The following is a 20,541-nucleotide window of genomic DNA, read 5'->3' on the forward strand; positions in this document are numbered from 1 at the left end:
CTTTTCTGACGCTACGTCAGATTCTTTGGGTGCCGCCGCCCACGGCCCGCCCGGTCATCGCCTCTCCAGCACCGCCATGGCCGCGTTGTGGCCGGGGATTCCGCTCACCCCGCCGCCGCGCACCGCTCCCGCGCCGCACAGCAGCACATTGGCGTGGCGCGTCTCCACCCCCCAGCGGCCGGTGCCCTCCTGGGCGTACGGGAAGGCCAGGTCCCGGTGGAAGATGTTGCCGCCGGGCAGCCGCAACTCGGCCTCCAGGTCCAGCGGGGTCTTGGCCTCGACGCACGGCCTCCCGTCGGCGTCATGGGCGAGACAGTCGGTGATCGGCTCGGCGAGGTGCGCGTCCAGCTCGGCGAGGGTGGCCCGCAGCAGCGCGGTGCGCGCCGCGTCGTTGTCCTCGGCGAACAGCCGGGCGGGGGTGTGCAGTCCGAACAGGGTCAGGGTCTGATAGCCCGCGCGGGCCAGCTCGGGGGCGAGGATCGACGGATCGGTCAGCGAGTGGCAGTAGATCTCCGAGGGCGGCCGGTGCGGCAGCTCCCCCGCGGCCGCCTGGCGGTACGCCTCCTCCAGCGCGCCGTACCCCTCGGCGATGTGGAACGTCCCGGCGAACGCCTCGCGCGGGTCGACCTCGCGGTCCCGCAGCGCGGGCAGCCTGCGCAGCAGCATGTTCACCTTGAACTGCGCCCCCTCGGCGGGCGGGGTGGGCGGCTCCTCGCCCAGCAGCCGGGCCAGCTCCCGCGGCGCGGCCCCGACCAGCACGTACCGGGCCGTCGCGGTGGACTCCCCCGCCTCGTCCGCGTACCGCACCTCCGCCCAGGTGCCGTCGGTGGCGATCGCGGTGACCTCGCGTCCGGCCACGATCCGCGCGCCCGCCGCGCGGGCGGCGCCGGCGAGGGCGTCGGTGAACGCGCCCATGCCGCCGACGGGGACGTCCCAGTCGCCGGTGCCGCCGCCGATCACGTGGTAGAGGAAGCAGCGGTTCTGCCGCAGCGACGGGTCATGGGCACGGGCGAAGGTGCCGATGAGCGCGTCGGTGAGGACCACGCCCCGGACGAGGTCGTCGTCGAAGGCGGCCTCGATCGCCTCCCCCAGCGGCCGTTCGAACAGCGCCTCCCACGCCGCGTCGTCCCCGACCCGCGCCCGCAGCTGAGCCCGGGTGGGCAGCGGCTCGGTCAGGGTCGGGAAGACCCGCTCGGCGACGCGCTGGGTCATGCCGTAGAAGCGCTGCCAGGACTCGTACTCCCGGTCCGACCCGGTCAGCCGCGCGAAGGCGGCGCGGGTCCGGGACGTGCCGCCGGCCACCAGCAGTCCGGTGTGGCGCCCGCCCCGGACATCGGGCGTGTACGAGGAGACCGCGCGCTTGCGCACCGCGAAGCGCAGTCCGAGGTCGTCGACGATCCGCCGGGGCAACAGGCTGACCAGGTAGGAGTAGCGGGAGAGCCGCGCGTCCACACCGGGATAGGGCCGGGTGGACACGGCGGCGCCACCGGTGCGGTCCAGCCGCTCCAGCACCAGCACGCTGCGCCCGGCGCGGGCGAGGTACCCGGCGGCGACCAGACCGTTGTGACCACCGCCGACGATCACGACGTCATACGCATCGCTGTGAGACATGTCCTCTGGTTAGCACGGGGTGATCGCCGGGGCCATGCCGTGGGCCCGGTGTGGGCGTGATGGGGAAGGCATGGCGTGGGCTTTTGCTCGAGCGAAGCTATCTGATTTTCATATTTGCGTAATTGGATCGCTGCGTTCCGTAAGATTTTAGGCTCATCCGATGCACGAACCGGCTTCCATGAGCGCTATCTGAACAGAGGGCGCAACACGGCGCACTCGCGGGGCGTGTGGGGGCCACTCCCCGTACGACGAACAGAAGGACAACGAAGTCCGTGAATCTTCAAACCGTGGTGAACGTCGCCACCGCCGTACTCGCCGCACGGGTATTCGGCAGTGACGCCATCGCCCTCCTGCGCCGAGCGGCCGCCATGGGAGTCCGCGTCGGCGTATCGGAACTCCATCGCAGCCACCAGAGGGGAGGGGAACGGTGACCAACGACTTCCTGCGCTCGCGCGACACCGCCTCGATGACCACCGGACTTCCCGCGGACTTCCGTGCCTTCCACCAACTCCACCGCAAGGCGTACATCGACCGGGCCATGGTCTACCTCGGCAACCACGCCGACGCCGAAGAAGCCGTCGACGCCGCCTTCGAACAACTGCTGCGCTGCTGGCCCAAGGTCCTGACCATGGAGAACCCGGCCGCCTACGCCTGGAAGGTGATGAAGAACCGGGTCTTCGACCTCGCCCGCGCCCGCAACCGCGGCCCCGCCCTCCTGGACAACGCGACCTTCGAGACCGCGATCCTCAAGGACGCGGTCGACCCCATCGCCGTCCTCGAGGAGAGCCTGAACCTCTATCAGGCGATCAAGCAACTCCCCGAGCGCCAGCAGGACGTGGTCATCCTGCTCCACTGCCGCGGCTACACCGTCGCCGAGACCGCCACCCACCTCGGCATCACCGAAGCCGGCGTCCGCTCCACCGCCCGCTACGCCCGCCGCCGTCTGCAACAGCTCCTGACCAAGGAAGACCGATGACCTCACCCATTGACCGCATCCTCGCGCGGGCCCTGCTCAACCCCGCCCCTCCCGTCGACCTCGACGCCGCCGAGGCCCGGCTCGCCGCCCGCTACGCCGACCCCGGCGGCACCCCGCCCCATGAGCGGCCCCCGAAAAACCCCCGGCGAACGGCCGCGGCCGCCGGGTGCCCGGCGCCGGGCGTGGACGAACGGATGGCGCAGGACCTGCACACCCTGTGCGAGGCGATCATCGCCCGCCCGGCCGCCCTGACCCAGCTGCGGGACTTCCTCACCCGCCGCATCCTCGAACCGCCCGGCGCCCGTGTCCTGGGCTGCGTCCTGCAACTGGCCTGCCATGAGGACCACGCCCAGTTCTGGTGGCAGTTCGCCGCCGGCGCGGGCGACCCCGCCGCCGCCTACTGCCTCTATCTGCACCACATGGCCCTGAACGAGGACGGCCAGGCGCATGCGTGGCTCGAATGGTGGCACCAGCAGGCGGGCCACGACATCCCGCCGGTCACCGACACCGTGGAGGACTGGGCCACCACCGACCACGAAATGGCCGCCGCCCTCCGCATTCTGCACGGACTCAAAAGGGGGCAGGAGGTCCCGCCCGCCACCACGGCGGTGATCGACTACGTCGCCCGTGCCGTCGACTTCACCGACGACCCCGACATCGACCTCCCGCTGCCCGAACCGGGATTCGCCGACCGCATCGAGGACCTCACCACCGCGCAGACCAGGTCGGCCGCCTCGCCCCCGCCGGACCGGGCGGTGCTGCCCGAGCGGCCCCGCAGCGGCTCACCCGCGTAGGGGTACGCCCGCGTGGCGGTTCATCCGCGTGGCGGTTCATCCGCGTGGCGAACCGGGCTCACCGGGCTCACCGGGCCGTGGTGTCAGCTCTGCCGCGCACGGCGCGCCGCCGCCTCCGCCGTCTCGGCGCGCCCGCCCAGCTGCTTCCGGCAGTGGGCCTCGTCGCCGCGGCTGACCAGGGTGTCGGGGTGGTCGGGGCCCAGCACCCGGGCGCGGGCGCGGGTCACCTCGCGGTAGTCCGCCAGCGCGTCGGACCAGCGGCCGAGCCGGCCCAGGGCGACGGCCACCTCACGACGGCTGACCAGGGTCTCCGGGTGGTCGGGGCCCAGGGCGCGCTCCCGCAGGGCGCACACCTCGCGCGCCTCGGCGAGCGCCTCCTCCCAGCGGCCCAGCCGGCCGAGGCTGACGCCGAGGCCGTGCCGGGCGCGCAGGGTCTCCGGATCGGCCGGGCCCTGGGCGCGGGTGCGGTCCTCGACGAGAGCGCGGTAGACCGCCAGCGCCTCCGAGTCCCGGTCCAGCTTCCCCAGGCCGATGCCGGTCTCGTAGCGGGCGGCGAGGGTGCCGGGGTGGTCGGGGCCGAGGGTGCGGGCGCGGGCGGCGGCCACCTCGCGGAAGATGTCCAGGGCCTCCGCCCAGCGGTCGAGGCGGCCCAGGGCGCACGCCACCTCGTAGCGGCTGACCAGGGTGTCGGGGTGGTCGGGGCCCAGCACCCGGGCGCGGGCGGCGGCCACCTGCTCCGCCATCCGGTGGGCCTCCCCCAGGCGCCCCAGACAGCCCAGGTTGAACGCGAGGTTGTGGCGGCAGCGCAGCGTGTCGGGGTGGTCGGCGCCCATGGTGCGCTCACGGGCGGCGAGCACGGCCGTGTAGATGTCCTGGGCCTCGGCACAGCGGCCGAGCCGGCCCAGGACGAACGCGGTCTCCTGCCGGGCGGCGAGGGTGTCGGGGTGGTCGGCGCCCAGCACCCGCCGGCGGCCCGCCACGACCCGTTCGTACTCGCGCAGCGCGTCGGCCGGGCGGCCCAGGACCCCGAGGGCGAAGGCGATCTCATAGCGGCTGGCGAGGGTGTCGGGGTGGTCGGCGCCCAGGGCGCGCTCGCGCTCGGCGGCCACCGCCCGGTGCGTTGCCACCGCCTCCTGCCAGCGGCCCAGCCGCCCCAGGTGCAGCCCGGCGCGGTGCCGGTCGGCGAGCCGGGCCCGCACCCCGGGCGGAAGCGGCGGCGGGGGCGGCGGAGTCGGCGGGGCGGGCTGCGCGGCGCGGCCCCCGGTCCAGGCGCCGGTGAGCGCGGCCGCCGCGTCGGGCGGGGTGGCCGACAGCGGCCACGCCTCGCCGGTGTGCGCCTTGGAGCCGGTGGTCATGTGCCGGGCCCAGCCCGGAAGGCGGGGAGCGCGCCGTCCCGCGGCCGGAGGCGCACCGCGCGCCTCGGACGGCTCGGACGGCTGAGGCGGCTCGGACAGGTCAGACGGCTCAGGCGGCTCGGACGGGTGAGGCTGCTCGGACGGCCCGGACGGCCCGGACGGCCCGGACGGCCCGGACGGCCCGGACGGCCCGGACAGCTCAGGCGACTCGGGCGGCTGAAGCTGCTCATGCGGCTCGGGGAGTGACGGCTCCGTCGGCCGCCGGGACGGGCGTGCCGGGGCGAGTCGCTCGACGAGCTCGAAGGCGCCCCCCGGGCGGCCTTCCGGGTCCTTGGCCAGCAGATCGAGGACGGCGCGCTCGAACCGCTCGGGGAGTTCGGGCCGGCGTTGGCGCGGCGGGGCGGGCGGGGTGTCACGGTGGCCGACGAGGACGCCCCATGCGTCCTCGAGGTCGAACGGCGGCGCCCCCGTGGCCAGTTCGTAGAGCACACAGCCCAGGGAGTACAGATCGCTGCGATGGTCGACCGGGCCGCCCGCGATCTGCTCGGGCGACATGTAGTGCGGGGTGCCCATGGCCACGCCGGGGCCGGTGAGCCGGGCGGTGAAGCCGACGTCGTGGCCGAGGCGGGCGATGCCGAAGTCGCAGAGCTTCACGGTGCCGTCGGTGAGCCGCATGATGTTGGCGGGCTTCAGATCCCGGTGCACCACGCCCTGGTCATGGGTGTAGGCGAGGGCCGCGGCCGTCTGCTCCGCGATGTCCAGGACATCGGGCACCGGCAGCGGCCGGCGCTCGTTGTCGGCCAGCAGCCGGCTGAGGTCACGTCCCTCCAGCAGCTCCATGACCAGGTACAGCACACCCTCGTGCTCACCGAAGTCATGCACCACCGTGACCCCGCGGTGCTGGAGCGCGGCGGCCACCCGCGCCTCCCGGCGGAAGCGCTCCCGCAGCACACCGGTGAACGCGGGGTCGTGCCGCGACCCCAGTGGTTTGAGGCATTTGACGGCGACGCCCCGGCCGAGCGACTCGTCGCGCGCCCGCCACACCTCGCCCATTCCCCCGCGCCCGATCCGGTCCAGCAGCCGGTACCGGCCCTGGATCAGCCTGGTGTCCGCCATTCTCCCCCCTGCCCTGGCGGAAGCCGGCTCGCGCCGCCCCCGTGGAGGCCGGCCGCGTGCGGCCCCGCCCCCGTCGCATCCCCGCTGCCCAGTATGGCCGCGTTTCGGCGGAGCTTGTAGGGCGAGGGGCGGCTGCCCGGACCGAGTCGCTCGACCGCCCGCAGAATGTGCTTGGGCGGCAGCTGCCAGCGGGCCCTGGGCGGGATGCAGCGCAGCGCCCTGCCCATCGCCCGCAGCCGTCGGGTGACCACCTGGGGCGGGGGCGCGGGGCGCCCGTACAGCTCGTAGGCGTACGAGGGCAGGGACCCGTAGGCGAGCGCGGCGAAGCGCCCCCAGATGACCTCGCGCGCCGGGACGAGCAGGGCGTGGACCGGGGGCCGCCGCAGAAAGGTGTCCACCTCGTGGGCCTCGGGGGTGCCGGCGAGTTCGGGGCGCACCTTCTCGAAGTACGCGGCGAGCGCCGCCGTATCGGCCGGTACGTCGGCCGGGTCGAGGCCGACCAGCCGGGCGGACACCACGTTCTCGGCGACATAGGCGTCCGCCTGGGCGTCGGTGAGCGGATAGCCGGAGCGCCGCATTACGTGGAGGTACGAGTCGATCTCGGCACAGTGCACCCACAGCAGCAGCTCGGGCTCGTCGACCCGGTGCCGGGCGCCGGTGACGGGGTCGGTCAGGGAGAGCCTGCGGTGGATGCCGCGGACCTTGGCGCCGGCCCGCTCGGCCGCCTCGGTGGTGCCGTAGGTGATGGTGGCGACGAACCGCGCGGTGCGCAGCAGCCGGCCCCAGGCGTCCTGGCGGAAGTCGGAGTTCTGGAGGACACCGCGCACCGCGAGCGGATGCAGGGCCTGGAGGTACAGGGCGCGCACCCCCGCGATCCACATCACCGGGTCGCCGTGCATCTGCCAGGTGACCGAACGGGGGCCGTACAGCCCCGGGTCGGCATCGGTTCCGCGCTGCCGTATGGGCGCCGCCATGGCCACCACCTCCCGACGGTCAGCCTAGGCGGCGCCGGGCGGACGCGGCCATGGGCAGCACGCGTCACGACGGGGCCCGGCGCGGCGTCGGCCACGGCGGCGACACCGCGCCGAAGGCTTACCGCCCGTCAGGACGGACGCCGCGCCGCCGCGAGACGCTCGCCCAGCGTGGTGGCGAACTCCTCCGCCCGCGCCAGCTGGGTCCGCAGCTCGGCCACCCGCCGCTGCGCGGCCTCCTGGTAGCCCCGCACCCGCTCCAGCAGGTCCGCCCGCTCGCCGGGGGGCAACTCGGCGCCGGAGTCGAGGCGGTCGGTGGCCTCCAGCAGGTCGCGCATCTGATCGAGGGTGAAGCCGAGCGGCTTCATACGGCGGATGACCATCAGCCGGGCGACGTCGGCCTCGGTGTAGAGGCGGAAGCCGCCCTGGGAGCGGGCGGAGGGGACCACGAGACCGGTCTCCTCGTAGTGCCGGATGGTGCGCAGGGACAACTCGGTCCGGGCGGCGACCTCACCGATCTGCATGTGCTTGCCGTCCACGCCTGTCCTCAGACCCTTCGTCGTCCCCGGCCGGCCGCGTTCCGCTCACCGGCCCGCCGATCTCTACCCTAACGTTAGGGTAGAGTTGCCGACGGTGAGGGCGTCCTGTCGCCCTCCCGCCGTTGCCGTGCCGGGGCCGATGCCGCCCCCGGCGAAGAACCGATTCTTGCAGGAGAACCGCGTGCGTGAGCCCATGACGCCCGACGCCGTGGCTTGTCCGCCGTGACGCTTCGCCCCCGGACGTGAGCCCGGCGGCCCCGTCACGCCGCTCCCCGCTCCCCGCTCCGTCCCCTCTCCGACGTCCGGCCCGCGTCTGCGACGGGGCCGTCCGCGGAGTGCCGGCCCGGCCCTCCGCGCCGTTCCCGCACGCCCCGGTCCGCCGGGAAGGGCGTGCCCGAGCACGAGGTTTCCCACTCCCTTGTCTTCTTCCACCGTCTCCCCGGCCGCGCGCCCGCGCGGTCTGAAACCCGATTGGCTGACCGATCCGAGGGTCTGGCGCACCGAGGTGCTGGCCGGCCTGGTGGTCGGGCTCGCGCTGATCCCCGAGGCGATCTCGTTCTCGGTCATCGCCGGTGTGGACCCGGCGGTCGGCCTGTTCGCCTCCTTCACCATGGCCGTCACCATCTCGGTCGTCGGCGGGCGCCGGGCGATGATCTCCGCCGCGACCGGCGCCGTCGCGCTGGTGATCGCGCCGGTGAACCGTGAACACGGCCTGGGCTACCTGGTTGCCACCGTGATCCTCGCCGGGGTGTTCCAGATCGCGCTGGGCGCGCTGGGGGTGGCGAAGCTGATGCGGTTCGTCCCCCGTTCGGTGATGGTCGGTTTCGTCAACGCCCTCGCCATCCTGATCTTCATGGCCCAGGTCCCCGAGATGACCGATGTGCCCTGGGCCGTCTACCCGCTGATCGCGGGCGGGCTGCTGCTGATGGTGCTCTTCCCGAAGGTCACCACCGTGATCCCGGCCCCGCTGGTGTCGATCGTGATCCTCACCGTCGTCACGGTGGCGGCCGGGATCGCGGTGCCCACCGTCGGCGACAAGGGCGAGCTGCCGTCCTCCCTGCCGGTGCCGGGCCTGCCCGATGTGCCCTTCACGCTCGACACGCTGACCACGGTCGCGCCGTACGCCTTCGCCATGGCGCTGGTCGGTCTGATGGAGTCGCTGATGACCGCCAAGCTGGTGGACGACATCACCGACACCCACTCCGACAAGACCCGCGAGTCCATCGGCCAGGGCATCGCCAACATCGTCACCGGCTTCTTCGGCGGCATGGGCGGCTGCGCCATGATCGGCCAGACGATGATCAATGTGAAGGTCTCCGGCGCCCGCACCCGTGTGTCGACGTTCCTGGCCGGCACGTTCCTGATGGTGCTGTGCGTCGTCTTCGGACCGGTCGTCTCCGACATCCCCATGGCCGCCCTGGTCGCCGTGATGGTCATGGTGTCGTTCGCGACGTTCGACTGGCACTCCATCGCGCCCAAGACCCTCAAGCGGATGCCCGCCGGTGAGCTCACCGTGCTGGTGATCACCGTCGCGGTCGTGGTGGCCACCCACAACCTGGCCATCGGTGTCGTCGTCGGCTCGGTCACCGCCATGGTCGTCTTCGCCAAGCGGGTCGCCCGCCTCGCCGAGGTCACCGCCGTCACCGACCCCGACGGCACCACGGTGGTGTACCGGGTCACCGGGGAGCTGTTCTTCGCCTCCTCCAACGACCTCGTCGGCCAGTTCGCCTACGCCACCGACCCCGACAAGGTCGTCATCGACCTGTCCGCCGCCCACATCTGGGACGCCTCCTCCGTCGCGGCCCTCGACGCGATCGAGACCAAGTACGCCCAGCGCGGCAAGAGCGTCGAGATCACCGGTCTGAACGAGCCCAGCGCCCATCTGCACGGCAGGCTCAGCGGCGAACTCACCGCCGGCCACTGACCAAGAGCGCGGCGGCTCAGCGGCGCACCCGGGGCATCTTCAGGCCGATCCAGGAGATGATCTCCCGCTGGATCTCGTTGTTGCCGCCGCCGAAGGTGAAGACGACGCTGCTGCGGTAGCCGCGCTCCAGCTCACCGTGGAGGACCGCGCCCGCCGAGCCCTCCTTGAGCGGGCCGGCGGCGCCGACGACCTCCATCAGCCAGGCGTAGGCGTCACGGCGCGCCTCGGAGCCGTACACCTTGACGGCGGAGGCGTCCTGCGGGGTCAGGGTGTCGCGCTGGAGGGCGTCCACCATCTGCCAGTTGAGCAGCTTCATGGCGTCCAGCCGGGCGTGGGTGCGGGCCAGCCGGGCGCGCACCCAGGCCAGGTCGATCACCCGGCGGCCGTCGGGGAGCCCGGTGTCGGCGGCCCACTGGCGGACGCCGCGCAGGGCCCGGATGGCCATGGTGCCGTGGGCGGCGAGGGTCACCCGCTCGTAGTTGAGCTGGGTGGTGATCATGCGCCAGCCCTCGTTCTCGGCGCCGACGCGGCGGGTGACCGGGACGCGGATGTTCTCGTAGTAGCTGGCGGTGGTGTCGTGGGAGGCGAGGGTGGTGATGGGGGTGGCGGAGTAGCCGGGGTCGTCGGTCGGGACCAGCAGGATGCTGATGCCCTTGTGGGGTGTGGCGTCGGGGTCGGTGCGGACCGCGAGCCAGACCCAGTCGGCGGTGTCGCCGTTGGTGGTCCAGGTCTTCTGGCCGTTGACGAGGTAACTGTCGCCGTCCCGTACGGCGCGGGTCCGCAAGGAGGCGAGGTCCGTGCCGGCGTCGGGTTCGCTGTAGCCGATGGCGAAGTCGATCTCGCCGGAGAGGATCCGGGGCAGGAAGTACGCCTTCTGCTCCTCGGTGCCGAACCGCATGATGGTGGGCCCGACCGTGTTGAGCGCCATCAGCGGCAGCGGCACCCCGGCCTGGGCCGCCTCGTCGAAGAAGATGAACTGCTCGACCGGGCCGAGCCCGCGCCCGCCGTACTCCCGCGGCCAGCCCACCCCCAGCCAGCCGTCGGTGCCGAGGCGGCGGATGGTCTCGCGGTAGAACCGCTTCTGCCCGGTGGAGTCGGCGAAGCGGGCGTAGGCGTCGTCGGGGACCAGTTCGGCGAAGTACCCGCGCAGCTCATCGCGCAACCGCCGCTGATCAGGGGTGTATTCGAGGTCCACGGCCCCTCCTGGAGTCTCGCGTGCGCCATGACGGCGGTCTGGGAGCGTCCTGGGATCGAGGGGCACGGTAGAACGTGTTCCAGCAATACGGAAGGGCCGTGGACCGGACCGGCGGGCCCGGTCCACGGCGCCGGTCTCAGCCCTCCGCCCGGGGCGGGGCGTCGTCAGTACCGCGCCGCACGACCTGCACCGGCCGGCCCGGACGCCAGGTGCGCAGCACCATCTCCCCGCCCTCCGAGGCGGTGTGCACCACCTCGGTCACCTCGGCGCGGAAGAGGTGGAACGGCTCGGGCGGCCGGATCTGCGCGGCGAACCGGGCCACCGTCTCGGGGTCGGTCACCTCGACCGCCCGGCCGCTCACCCGCACATCGCCCTCGGCGAGCCCCTCGCCCGGACCGGGGTTGGCCTGCACCGAGAACCGCGGATCGCGGCGCAGGTCCAGCGCCTTGCGCGAGTCGGGCATCATGCCCAGCCACAACTCGCCGGAGAGGAAGGTCACTTCGAGGGGGGTGACCCGCGGGGAGCCGTCCTGGCGCAGGGTGGCCAGCACATGGTGGCGGTAGCGCCGGAAGCGGTCCTGGGCGTAGCCGGCGAAGGCGGGTTCGGCCGCCTGGAATCCGGCCCAGCTGGTGGTCGGGTAGGTCATCGCCATGGCGCCCATGCTCGCGGCCTTTCCGGACGTCTCCTGTCGGGATTTCTCGGCCTGCCGGGATTTCTCGGCCTCGCGGGCCTGCTCCGCCTCCCACTCCCGCGCCTGGTCCGGCGGCCGGTAGGCGTTCCACTCGGTGCCGGCCAGCGGATAGGACACCCAGGTGCGGGCGTAGGCCGGGGGCCGGTCCCGGCCGCGCCGGAGCAGCAGCGCGGTGGGTTCGCGGGAGGTCCGCCGCAGCAGCGCGGGCAGGGTGGTGGACCGGTTGTTGCCGCTGGTCTGGGCGGAGGAGCAGCCCGCGTGGTACGCGACGGGCAGGGCGCGGTCGCCGGTCACCAGACAGGGCGGTCGCAGCCCCAGCCGCTGGAGCCCCTGTGCGGCAGTGCGGTAGCGCCCGGTGGTGCGGTCCGACTGGGCCGCGGTATGGCCGAGGACGACGAGCTGGCTCGCGAGGTGGAGCGTGATGACGATGCCGAGGGCGGCCGCCAGGTGCCGCGGTGAGCGTGCGGTCCGCACCGCGCGGGGGATCAGCCCGGCGATCGGCAGCGCCAGCAGCGCGTAGGCGGGCATCAGGAAGCGCGGTGCGGAGTAGCCGATGAGCAGCAGATACGGCAGGGCGAGGGCGGCCGCGCAGACGACCGGCAGCACGGTCAGCGGTACGGCGGGGAGCCGGGCGCCGGGGCGGCCGAGACCCACCCGCACCCGGCGCAGCGCGTGGCGGTCGCGCAGGGCGGCGCTGACGGCGAGGAGGGTCAGCACCGGCAGCGCCAGCCACCACACGGTCAGCTCCGGGTGGCGCAGCGGCACCTCGCAGGGGCGGCACAGCTGCGGTCCGTTGAGGCTGCGCAGCGCGGCCCCCACGCCGAAGTGCAGGCCCATGCCGCCCTCGACGTCGCTGGAGATGCCCAGCCGCTCCCCGATGCCGCCGAACCGGTCGTACGCCTCGCCGATCCACTGGGCGGCGCCGAGCAGCGATCCGCCGATCAGCGCGGGCAGCGCGGGCCGCCACAGGCGCGTTGCGATCGCGCCGATCAGCAGCGGCAGCGCGAGCCATCCCCCGTCGGGGGTGCGCACCAGGGTGACGCCCGCGAGGACGGCGGCCAGCCACCAGCGGGCGCCCGGTTCGCCGGGGACACGGAGGAACCAGCCGACGGCGGCGACGGCGCCGATCGCCACCCACAGGTTGGGCATCACCGCGGGCCCGCTGATCTGGGTGATCCACAGTCCGGAGAAGAGCAGCGCGGCCAGGGCGACCTGAGCCGGGGGCAGCAGCCGGGTCCAGACCCGGAAGGCGCCGTAGAGCGCGCCCGCGGACGCCAGCACGAGCAGGACGCGCAGCGCCCAGACCGAGTCGGTGGCGGCCACCACGGGTGCGACCAGGAGACTGATGCCGCGCGAGCGGGGTGCGCTGAAGTACGCGGACGGGGTACGCGGATCGACCTGGGAGACGTACACGGACTCGTCCCAGCCCAGCGCGTGCCCGGTGTGCGGGATCACCACGGCGAACTGGACCACGGCGTAACCGACGGCGACCAGCCCGAGCCAGGGGGCCGGGCGGCGGTACCGAAGCGGCTGACGGGGCTGGGCGCGCGGGGGCAGGACGGCGGCCGCCGGTGCGGCAGTATTCTCCATGCGCGCACCATATGATGTCTATGTACCTTTTTCGTCCTATTGGGCCATTCGGCCCAGCGTCCCAGGGGTGCATGGCCGCGACGGATCCGTACGCTGTTGCAGCGGTGCACAGCCCCCCACCCGGCGGAGGACGGACACACCCATGAAGATGCTCATCAACGTCCCCGAGACCGTGGTCGCCGACGCGCTGCGCGGACTGGCCGCCTCGCACCCCGAACTGATCGTCGACGTGGAGAACCGGGTGATCGTCCGGCGGGACGCGCCCGTCGAGGGCAAGGTGGCACTGGTCTCCGGCGGCGGATCGGGGCACGAGCCGCTGCACGGCGGTTTCGTGGGGCCCGGCATGCTGGACGCCGCCTGCCCCGGCGAGGTGTTCACCTCCCCGGTGCCGGACCAGATGGTGCGCGCCGCGGCGGCGGTGGACAGCGGCCAGGGCGTGCTGTTCGTCGTCAAGAACTACACGGGCGACGTGCTCAACTTCGACATGGCCGCCGAGCTCGCCGAGGACGAGGGCATCCAGGTCGCCAAGGTCCTGGTCAACGACGATGTGGCGGTCGACGACGGCCTCTCCACGGCGGGCCGGCGCGGCACCGGGGCCACCGTGTTCGTGGAGAAGCTCGCGGGCGCGGCGGCCGAGGAGGGCGCGCCGCTGGAGCGGGTGGAGTCCATCGCCCGGCGGGTGAACGAGCTCTCGCGGAGCTTCGGGGTCGCGCTCAGCGCCTGCTCGACCCCGGCCAAGGGCGGCCCCACCTTCGACCTGCCCGCGGGCGAGCTGGAGTTGGGGGTGGGCATCCACGGCGAGCCGGGGCGTGAACGGCGGGCGATGATGACCTCCCGTGAGATCGCCGACTACGCGGTGGAGACGGTGGTGGCCGACCTGCGCCCGGACAATCCGGTGCTGCTGCTGGTGGGCGGCATGGGCGCGACCCCGCAGCTGGAGCTGTACGGCTTCGCCGCCGAGGTGCACCGGGCGCTCGGCGAGCGCCGGGTGGCGGTGGCGCGTACGCTCGTCGGCAACTACATCACATCACTCGACATGGCGGGCGCCTCGATCTCCCTGTGCCAGGTCGACGAGGACCTCCTGCGGCTGTGGGACGCGCCCGTGCGGACCGCCGGGCTGCGCTGGGGCGCCTGAGGCCGGCCGGTTCCGATACGAACGCTGTCGCCGTTGGCTACGACCGAGGAGGCGCCTGTGTCCAGCAGTGAACCCGCCGTCGACGACGTGCTCGACACCCCTTTCTTCCTCCGCTGGCTCACCGCCGCGGCCGCGTCCGTGAGCCGTGAGGCGGCCCGTCTCACCGACCTGGACGCCGCGATCGGCGACGCCGACCACGGCACCAACATGCAGCGCGGCTTCGCCGCCGTGACCGAGGCGCTGGAGAAGGAGCCGCCGGGCTCGCCCGGGGCCGCGCTGATCCTGGCCGGGCGCCAGCTGATCTCCAAGGTGGGCGGCGCCTCCGGACCGCTGTACGGGACACTGCTGCGGCGCGCCGGCAAGGCGCTCGGCGACGCCGAGCGGATCACCCCGCAGCAGCTGGCGGACGCGCTGCGGGCCGGCGCGGACGCGGTGGCCCAGCTGGGCGGCGCCGCGCCCGGCGACAAGACGATGCTGGACGCGCTGTTCCCCGCCGTCGAGGCGCTGGGCGCGGGCGCCGGGTCGTTCGCGGCCGCGGGCGAGGCCGCCGAGAAGGGGGCGCTGGCCACCGTGCCGATGACGGCCCGCAAGGGCAGGGCCAGCTATCTGGGTGAGCGCAGCGCCGGCCACCAGGACCCGGGCGCCACCTCCGCTGCGCTGATCATCGCGGCGTTGGCGGAGGCGGCCCGATGACCGACGAGGGTGAGAAGGAACTGGTCGGGATAGTCCTGGTGTCGCACAGCGCGGCGGTGGCGGACTCGGTGGCCGAGCTGGCGAAGGAGCTGTCCGGCGGTGGCGCGGCGCCGGTCCGCGCCGCGGGCGGCACCCCGGACGGCGGATTCGGCACCAGTCCGGAGCTGATAGCCGAGGCGGCCCAGGCGGTCGACCGGGGTGCCGGGGTGGCGGTGCTGGTGGACCTGGGCAGCGCGGTGCTGGCCGTCAAGGCGCTGCTGGCCGAGGGCGACGAACTGCCGGAGGGCACCCGATTGGCGGACGCGCCGCTGGTGGAAGGCGCGGTGGCGGCGGTCGTCACCGCCTCCGCCGGGGCGGATGTGGACGCGGTGCTCCAGGCGGCCACGGAAGGCTACGACTACCGCAAGACCTGACCGGTCCCGGCCACACGCCGGACGTCCAGCGCCCTATTGAACGGGGTCCCGCCGGTCAAGGCGGGGCCCCGTTCAGTTGCCCGTTCCCTCTTACCCCGTTCAGCTTTCAACGAACTCTCCGCACCCCTATTGCACACCCGCTTATTTCCCTGATACTTCGCACGTACGGGGCGAGTTACCCGGTTTCGGCCCGCACCGGACGCGGCGGCTGCTTCCCCGCCCGCGCGGCCCACAAGTGATAGGCGCGATAGCAGAACGGGCTTCCGAATCCGTCGATCTTGCGTCTAGACTGCACACGTCCAATGGGGGGACCGGCGGCACTCAGGGGGAATACATGGGCGTCATTGAGTGTACCCGCGCACACCTGGCAGCCATCGAACCGATGATGCCCACGCGGATGCCGCGCCGACCAGGGTCCCATTGCGGCCCGGTCTGTAATCACGTGCGGAAATGACCGCCCGCGTCACCCGGATGGCTCCCTGAGCGCCTGAGCTTCGCACCCTTCGCAGCGCGTTCGACATTTCGACCAGGCACCGCAGTCGCGTCATGCGACTGCCTTCATGGTGTCGTGCACAGCGCCGTACACCGCATGGGCGGCAGTCCGTCCATTCCACCCGAGCCAAGGGTTTCCGCGTGCCTGTTTTCGTCTCCTTGATCAACGGATTTCGACATCTCGACGTGGAGGAGTCACTCGTATGACCGCACCCACGCTCATCCCCGGCCGCTTGGACGCCGATGCCGTCCGGGAGTCGGTGGACGTCGTACTCGAAGACTTTCTGACGGCCAAGGCCCGTACCACTCCGCAACACCATCTGCCGTATCTCTCCGGACTGCTCAAGGATTTCCTGTCCGGCGGAAAGCGCATACGGCCCCTGTTGTGTATCACCGGCTGGCAGGCCGTCGGCGGCGGCGGGGACGGCGAGGCGGTGATCCGGGTGGCCGCCTGTCTGGAGATGTTCCACGCCTTCGCGCTGATCCACGACGACGTCATGGACGACAGCGACACCCGCCGCGGCCGGCCGACCATCCACCGCACCCTGGCCGCGCTGTGCGCCGCCGGCCGCAGCCCCGACCAGATCGAGCGGTTCGGGGTCAGCGGGGCGGTGCTGCTCGGCGACCTCGCCCTCGCCTGGTCGGACGAACTCCTGCACTCGGCCGGTCTCACCCCCGCCCAGTTCGACGCCGTGCTCCCACTGCTGTCGGAGATGCGCACCGAGGTGATGCTGGGCCAGTACCTCGATCTGGCGGCCACCGGCGAGCTGACCGACGATGTCGAGGCCACCCTCACCGTCAACCGGTACAAGACCGCCAAGTACACCATCGAGCGTCCGCTGCACCTCGGAGCCGCCATCGCGGGCGCCGGCCCCGCGGCCATGGAGGCGTTCACCGCCTACGCCCTGCCGCTGGGCGAGGCGTTCCAGCTCCGGGACGATCTGCTGGGCGTCTACGGCGATCCGGAGTCGACCGGCAAATCCCAGCTGGACGATCTGCGGGCCGGGAAGAACACCACCTTGACCGCGCTGGCCCTGCGCGGCTCCGACCGCGCCCAGGCGGCACGGCTGCGCAGCCTCATCGGCAATCCGCTGCTGGACGAGAAGGGCGCCGCGACCATCCAGGAGATCTTCGCCGCCACCACCGCCCGGGAGGCCGTCGAGCAGATGATCGACGACCGCAGGACGCAGGCCCTGCGGGCCCTCGACGACGCCCCCTTCACCGCGGACGCGGTCAACGCGCTGACCCGGATCGCCCGCATGGCCACTGTGAGGAACTCATGACGACCGATCTCTTCCCGGCCGGAGCCCAGGACATCAGCCACCGCACCGTCCGCCCCTATCTGGAGGACTGCACCCGCCGCTTCCAGGAGATGTTCGACCGCCATGTCGTCACCCGGCCCACCAAGGTGGAATTGACCGACGCCGAACTGCGCGAGGTCATCGACGACTGCAACGCGGCGGTGGCTCCTCTCGGAAAATCGGTTTCCGATGAACGCTGGATCTCCTATGTGGGGGTGGTCCTGTGGTCCCAGAGTCCCCGCCATATCAAGGACATGGAGGCGTTCAAGGCCGTCTGCGTCCTGAACTGCGTGACATTCGTCTGGGACGACATGGATCCCGCGCTGCACGACTTCGATCTCTTCCTGCCCCAACTGCGCAAGGTCTGCGAGAAGTACTACGACCCCGAGGACGCGGAGGTCGCGTACGAGGCGGCCCGCGCCTTCGTCACCAGCGACCATATGTTCCGCAACTCGCCCGTCAAGGCGGCGCTGTGCACCACCTCCCCGGAGCAGTATTTCCGTTTCCGGGTCACCGACATCGGAGTCGACTTCTGGATGAAGATGTCGTACCCGATCTACCGGCACCCGGAGTTCACCGAACACGCCAAGACGAGTCTGATCGCGCGGATGACAACCCGCGGACTCACCATCGTCAATGACTTCTACTCCTATGACCGCGAGGTCTCCCTGAACCAGATCACCAATTGTTTCCGGCTCTGCGATGTGAGCGACGAGGCGGCGTTCGAGGAGTTCTTCCAGGCCCGGCTCGACGACATGATCGAGGACATCGAGTGCATCAAGGCGTTCGACCCGCTGACGCGGGACGTCTGCCTCGATCTGATCTACGGCAACTTCGTGTGGACCATCGGCAACAAGCGCTACAAGGCGGCCGTCAACGACGTCAACTCCCGTATTCAGTAAGGAAAGGGGGACCGTGACTTCCGCGAAGAGCTCCGCACCGCCGGAGCGCCCCTGGGCCACCGGCACGGCGCCCGGCTCGGTGCCGCTGCTGGGACACACCCTGGCGCTGTGGCGCCGGCCGCTCCAGTTCCTGGCCTCCCTGCCCGCCCACGGCGATCTGGTGGAGGTCAGGCTGGGGCCCAGCCGCGCCTATCTGGTCTGCCATCCCGAGCTGGTCCGCCATGTGCTGCTCAATCCCCGGGTGTTCGACAAGGGCGGGGTCTTCGACAAGGCGCGGCAGCTGCTCGGGAACAGCCTCTCGGTCTCCCGGGGCGAGGACCACCGCTACCAGCGGCGGATGATCCAGCCCGCGTTCCACCCGCCCAGGATCGCCGCCTACACCGCCGCCGTCGCCGATGACACCCGCACGGCGATCGGCTCCTGGCAGCCGGGGCGGACCCTGGACATCAGCGACACCATGCACGCCCTGCTGATGCGGGTCGCCGCGCGGACGCTGTTCTCCACCGGGGTCGACGAGGCGACGATCGACGAGGCGCGCCACTGCCTGCGCATCGTCTCGCACGGCATCTACAAGCGCACCATGGCGCCGTTGGGGATCATGGAGAAGCTCCCCACCCCCGGCAACCGGCGCTATGACCGGGCCAATGCCCGGCTGCGGCAGATCGTGGACAAGATGATCAGCGACCGCCGGCGGTCCGGCGCCGACCACGGCGATCTGCTCTCCACGCTGCTGCGCGCCGAACACCCCGAGACCGGGCAGGGGCTGGCCGACGGCGAGGTCCTCGACCAGGTGGTCACCTTCCTGGTCGCCGGGAGCGAGACCACCGCCTCGACCCTCGCCTTCGTCTTCCATCTCCTGGGCGCCCACCCCGAGGTGGAGAAGCGGGTGCACACCGAGATCGACGAGGTGCTCCAGGGCCGCTCGCCCGCCGCTGAGGACCTGCCGTCGTTGGAGTACACCCGCGCGGTCATCACCGAGTCGCTGCGGCTGTATCCGCCGTCGTGGATGGCGATGCGGGTCACGGCGGCCGAGACCGAACTCGGTGGCCGGACCGTCCCGGCGGGCACGATGATCCTCTACAGCGCCCAGGCGCTGCACCACAATCCCGAACTGTTCCCCGATCCCGAGCGGTTCGACCCCGAGCGCTGGCTCCCCGACCGCGCGGGGGAGGTGCCGCGCGGGGCGCTGCTCCCGTTCGGCGCGGGCAGTCACAAGTGCATCGGAGACGTCCTGGCACTCACCGAGACCGCCCTCATCGTGGCCACGATCGCGAGCCGGTGGCGGCTTCGCCCGGTGCCCGGGACGGCCTTGCGCCCCGAGCCGAAGGCGACGCTCGAACCCGGCCCGCTGCCCATGGTGTGCGTGCCACGCTGACGGCGCGCCATCCGGGGTCCGCCCCGGACCGGGCGCGCCCCGGACCTTCCGTACCCGACCTCGCGAGTGAAGGACTCTTCCGCATGAGGACCGCGCAGCAACCGGCGACGCGCCACTGGCGGCACGCCCTCGCCCCCGGCGGGCTTCCGCTGGCCGGCCACGCCCTGCTCATGGGCCGCAAACCGCTTCAGTTCCTGGCCTCCCTGCCCGCCCACGGCGATCTGGTCGAGCTCCGGCTGGGACCCCGGCCCGCGTATCTGCCCTGTCATCCGGAGCTGGTCCAGCAGGTGCTGGTGAACGCGCGGGTCTACGACACCGGCGGACCGGTGAAGGAGAAGGCCAAGCCGATCCTGGGCAACGGTCTGATCACCTCCGACTGGGCGGACCACCGCAGGCAGCGCCGGCTGGTGCAGCCCGCCTTCCAGGCCGCCCGGATCGCCCGGTACGCGGAGGTGATGGAGCGCGAGTGCGCGGCCGAGTCGACGGCGTGGACGGCGGGCCGGCCCGTCGACGTCAGCCATGAGATGCTCGCGCTCACCGCGCGGGTGACGGCGGGTGCGCTGTTCTCCACCGATATGGCGCCGCATGCCGTGGCCGAGATCCAGCACTGTCTGCCGGTCGTCGTGGAGGGCGCCTACCGGCGGGCGATCGACCCCACCGGCCTGCTGGCCGGGCTTCCGATCGCGGCGAACCGGCGCTTCGACGACGCGCTCGGCAGGCTCAACCGGCTCATCGACCGCATGATCGACGACTACCGGGCGGCGGACCGCGGCGACCGCGGCGATGTGCTGTCGGCGCTCTTCGCCGCCCAGGACGACGAGACCGGCGGCACCCTGTCCGACCAGGAGATCCACGACCAGGTGATGACCCTGCTGCTGGCCGGGATCGAGACCACCGCCTCGGCGCTGACCTGGACCTGGTTCCTGCTCGGCCGCAATCCGCGGGCCGAGGCCGCGCTGCACGCCGAGGTCGACGAGGTGCTGGGCGGGCGGGCCCCGGTCTACGCCGACGTGCCCCGGCTCGCGTACACCCAGCGGGTGTTCAGCGAGGCGCTGCGGCTCTTCCCGCCCGCGTGGCTCTTCACCCGGACCACCACCGAGGCCACCGAACTCGGCGGGCGGCGGCTGCCCCCGGCCTCGGACGTGCTGATCAGCCCGTATGTGCTGCACCGCGATCCGGCCCTGTTCTCCGACCCGGAGTCCTTCGACCCCGACCGCTGGCTCCCGGAGCGGGCCAAGGACGTGGCGCGCGGCGCGTATCTGCCCTTCGGCGGCGGCAGCCGCAAGTGCATCGGCGATGTCTTCGGCATGACGGAGGCGACGCTGGCCCTGGCCGCGATCGCGGGCCGCTGGCGGATGCGCCCGATTCCGGGGACGAAGATCCGGCCGAGGCCGCAGATGAGCCTCACCGCCGGTCCGCTGCGCATGCTTCCGCGACCGCGCTGAACGCGCTGCCCCACGGACCGCGG

The 20,541-nt window shown here is 72.5% G+C and carries 17 protein-coding genes; 11 read left to right on the forward strand and 6 right to left on the reverse strand.

All coding sequences use genetic code 11. The features are described 5' to 3' along the window. Window positions 1-54: 54 nt before the first annotated feature. A complete protein-coding gene (locus N6H00_RS06495) occupies window positions 55-1,611 on the reverse strand; it encodes a phytoene desaturase family protein (protein WP_268970609.1) in 1,557 nt (518 codons plus the stop codon). A gap of 272 nt (window positions 1,612-1,883) precedes the next feature. On the opposite strand from N6H00_RS06495, the gene N6H00_RS06500 reads away from it, so the two are divergent. From N6H00_RS06500 to N6H00_RS06510, 3 genes are read left to right on the forward strand one after another with little or no spacing between them, the layout of a single operon-like run. After that, complete coding sequence (locus N6H00_RS06500) at window positions 1,884-2,042, forward strand: hypothetical protein (RefSeq protein WP_268970610.1); 159 nt, start codon at window positions 1,884-1,886, stop codon at window positions 2,040-2,042. Next, window positions 2,039-2,587 carry a sigma-70 family RNA polymerase sigma factor gene (locus N6H00_RS06505; protein WP_268970611.1) on the forward strand — a complete coding sequence of 183 codons (549 nt, stop codon included), beginning with the start codon at window positions 2,039-2,041 and terminating at the stop codon, window positions 2,585-2,587. Before N6H00_RS06500 ends, N6H00_RS06505 begins: the two co-directional genes overlap by 4 nt. Further along, complete coding sequence (locus N6H00_RS06510) at window positions 2,584-3,381, forward strand: hypothetical protein (RefSeq protein ID WP_268970612.1); 798 nt, start codon at window positions 2,584-2,586, stop codon at window positions 3,379-3,381. The genes N6H00_RS06505 and N6H00_RS06510 overlap by 4 nt, the downstream gene beginning before the upstream one ends. Window positions 3,382-3,464: 83 nt before the next feature. On the opposite strand, the gene N6H00_RS06515 is transcribed toward N6H00_RS06510, so the two are convergent. From N6H00_RS06515 to N6H00_RS06525, 3 genes are all read right to left on the reverse strand, one after another. Further along, window positions 3,465-5,852 carry a serine/threonine-protein kinase gene (locus N6H00_RS06515; protein WP_268970613.1) on the reverse strand — a complete coding sequence of 796 codons (2,388 nt, stop codon included), beginning with the start codon at window positions 5,850-5,852 and terminating at the stop codon, window positions 3,465-3,467. Next, the gene (locus tag N6H00_RS06520) at window positions 5,834-6,826 is read right to left on the reverse strand and encodes an oxygenase MpaB family protein (RefSeq protein ID WP_268970614.1); all 993 of its coding nucleotides are present in this window, start codon (window positions 6,824-6,826) and stop codon (window positions 5,834-5,836) included. The genes N6H00_RS06515 and N6H00_RS06520 overlap by 19 nt, the downstream gene beginning before the upstream one ends. A 128-nt stretch (window positions 6,827-6,954) precedes the next feature. Next, a complete protein-coding gene (locus N6H00_RS06525; protein WP_268970615.1) occupies window positions 6,955-7,362 on the reverse strand; it encodes a MerR family transcriptional regulator in 408 nt (135 codons plus the stop codon). A 418-nt stretch (window positions 7,363-7,780) separates the two neighbouring features. On the opposite strand from N6H00_RS06525, the gene N6H00_RS06530 reads away from it, so the two are divergent. Beyond that, complete coding sequence (locus N6H00_RS06530; RefSeq protein ID WP_268970616.1) at window positions 7,781-9,286, forward strand: SulP family inorganic anion transporter; 1,506 nt, start codon at window positions 7,781-7,783, stop codon at window positions 9,284-9,286. Window positions 9,287-9,302: 16 nt separating this feature from the next. Here the strand turns inward: N6H00_RS06530 and N6H00_RS06535 are convergent, their stop codons facing one another. Together N6H00_RS06535 and N6H00_RS06540 are read right to left on the reverse strand one after the other, a co-directional pair. Continuing rightward, the gene (locus tag N6H00_RS06535) at window positions 9,303-10,481 is read right to left on the reverse strand and encodes an acyl-CoA dehydrogenase family protein (protein WP_268970617.1); all 1,179 of its coding nucleotides are present in this window, start codon (window positions 10,479-10,481) and stop codon (window positions 9,303-9,305) included. A gap of 136 nt (window positions 10,482-10,617) precedes the next feature. Next, complete coding sequence (locus N6H00_RS06540) at window positions 10,618-12,762, reverse strand: pyridoxamine 5'-phosphate oxidase family protein (RefSeq protein WP_268970618.1); 2,145 nt, start codon at window positions 12,760-12,762, stop codon at window positions 10,618-10,620. A 142-nt stretch (window positions 12,763-12,904) separates the two neighbouring features. Between N6H00_RS06540 and dhaK the strand changes: the two genes are divergently transcribed. The 7 genes from dhaK to N6H00_RS06575 all read left to right on the forward strand — a co-directional run bounded on the left by dhaK (window position 12,905) and on the right by N6H00_RS06575 (window position 20,518). Further along, window positions 12,905-13,897, forward strand: a complete 993-nt coding sequence (gene dhaK / locus N6H00_RS06545; protein ID WP_268970620.1) for a dihydroxyacetone kinase subunit DhaK — start codon at window positions 12,905-12,907, stop codon at window positions 13,895-13,897. A 57-nt stretch (window positions 13,898-13,954) separates the two neighbouring features. After that, on the forward strand, window positions 13,955-14,590 hold the full coding sequence (gene dhaL, locus N6H00_RS06550; protein ID WP_268970621.1) for a dihydroxyacetone kinase subunit DhaL: 636 nt from the start codon (window positions 13,955-13,957) through the stop codon (window positions 14,588-14,590). Then, complete coding sequence (gene dhaM / locus N6H00_RS06555; protein ID WP_268970622.1) at window positions 14,587-15,003, forward strand: dihydroxyacetone kinase phosphoryl donor subunit DhaM; 417 nt, start codon at window positions 14,587-14,589, stop codon at window positions 15,001-15,003. The genes dhaL and dhaM overlap by 4 nt, the downstream gene beginning before the upstream one ends. A gap of 695 nt (window positions 15,004-15,698) precedes the next feature. Continuing rightward, window positions 15,699-16,778, forward strand: coding sequence for a polyprenyl synthetase family protein (locus N6H00_RS06560; protein ID WP_268970623.1), 1,080 nt, complete (start codon window positions 15,699-15,701; stop codon window positions 16,776-16,778). Further along, window positions 16,775-17,698: a terpene synthase family protein gene (locus N6H00_RS06565; RefSeq protein ID WP_268970624.1), complete on the forward strand. Its 924-nt coding sequence runs from the start codon at window positions 16,775-16,777 to the stop codon at window positions 17,696-17,698. Before N6H00_RS06560 ends, N6H00_RS06565 begins: the two co-directional genes overlap by 4 nt. Before the next feature lie 13 nt (window positions 17,699-17,711). Continuing rightward, the gene (locus N6H00_RS06570) at window positions 17,712-19,073 is read left to right on the forward strand and encodes a cytochrome P450 (protein ID WP_268970625.1); all 1,362 of its coding nucleotides are present in this window, start codon (window positions 17,712-17,714) and stop codon (window positions 19,071-19,073) included. An 83-nt stretch (window positions 19,074-19,156) separates the two neighbouring features. Continuing rightward, complete coding sequence (locus tag N6H00_RS06575) at window positions 19,157-20,518, forward strand: cytochrome P450 (protein WP_268970626.1); 1,362 nt, start codon at window positions 19,157-19,159, stop codon at window positions 20,516-20,518. Window positions 20,519-20,541: the final 23 nt, after the last annotated feature.

This window comes from Streptomyces sp. S465 (assembly GCF_026898115.1).
GTDB lineage: Bacteria > Actinomycetota > Actinomycetes > Streptomycetales > Streptomycetaceae > Streptomyces > Streptomyces luomodiensis.

What these genes read in the sequence shown, in the direction of transcription:
- N6H00_RS06565 (WP_268970624.1), top strand. Translation starts at nt 16,775, where the DNA reads ATGACGACCGATCTCTTCCCGGCCGGAGCCCAGGACATCAGCCACCGC.
- N6H00_RS06540 (WP_268970618.1), bottom strand. Translation starts at nt 12,762, where the DNA reads ATGGAGAATACTGCCGCACCGGCGGCCGCCGTCCTGCCCCCGCGCGCC.
- dhaM (WP_268970622.1), top strand. Translation starts at nt 14,587, where the DNA reads ATGACCGACGAGGGTGAGAAGGAACTGGTCGGGATAGTCCTGGTGTCG.
- N6H00_RS06560 (WP_268970623.1), top strand. Translation starts at nt 15,699, where the DNA reads ATGACCGCACCCACGCTCATCCCCGGCCGCTTGGACGCCGATGCCGTC.
- N6H00_RS06510 (WP_268970612.1), top strand. Translation starts at nt 2,584, where the DNA reads ATGACCTCACCCATTGACCGCATCCTCGCGCGGGCCCTGCTCAACCCC.
- N6H00_RS06515 (WP_268970613.1), bottom strand. Translation starts at nt 5,852, where the DNA reads ATGGCGGACACCAGGCTGATCCAGGGCCGGTACCGGCTGCTGGACCGG.
- N6H00_RS06575 (WP_268970626.1), top strand. Translation starts at nt 19,157, where the DNA reads ATGAGGACCGCGCAGCAACCGGCGACGCGCCACTGGCGGCACGCCCTC.
- dhaK (WP_268970620.1), top strand. Translation starts at nt 12,905, where the DNA reads ATGAAGATGCTCATCAACGTCCCCGAGACCGTGGTCGCCGACGCGCTG.
- N6H00_RS06520 (WP_268970614.1), bottom strand. Translation starts at nt 6,826, where the DNA reads ATGGCGGCGCCCATACGGCAGCGCGGAACCGATGCCGACCCGGGGCTG.
- N6H00_RS06495 (WP_268970609.1), bottom strand. Translation starts at nt 1,611, where the DNA reads ATGTCTCACAGCGATGCGTATGACGTCGTGATCGTCGGCGGTGGTCAC.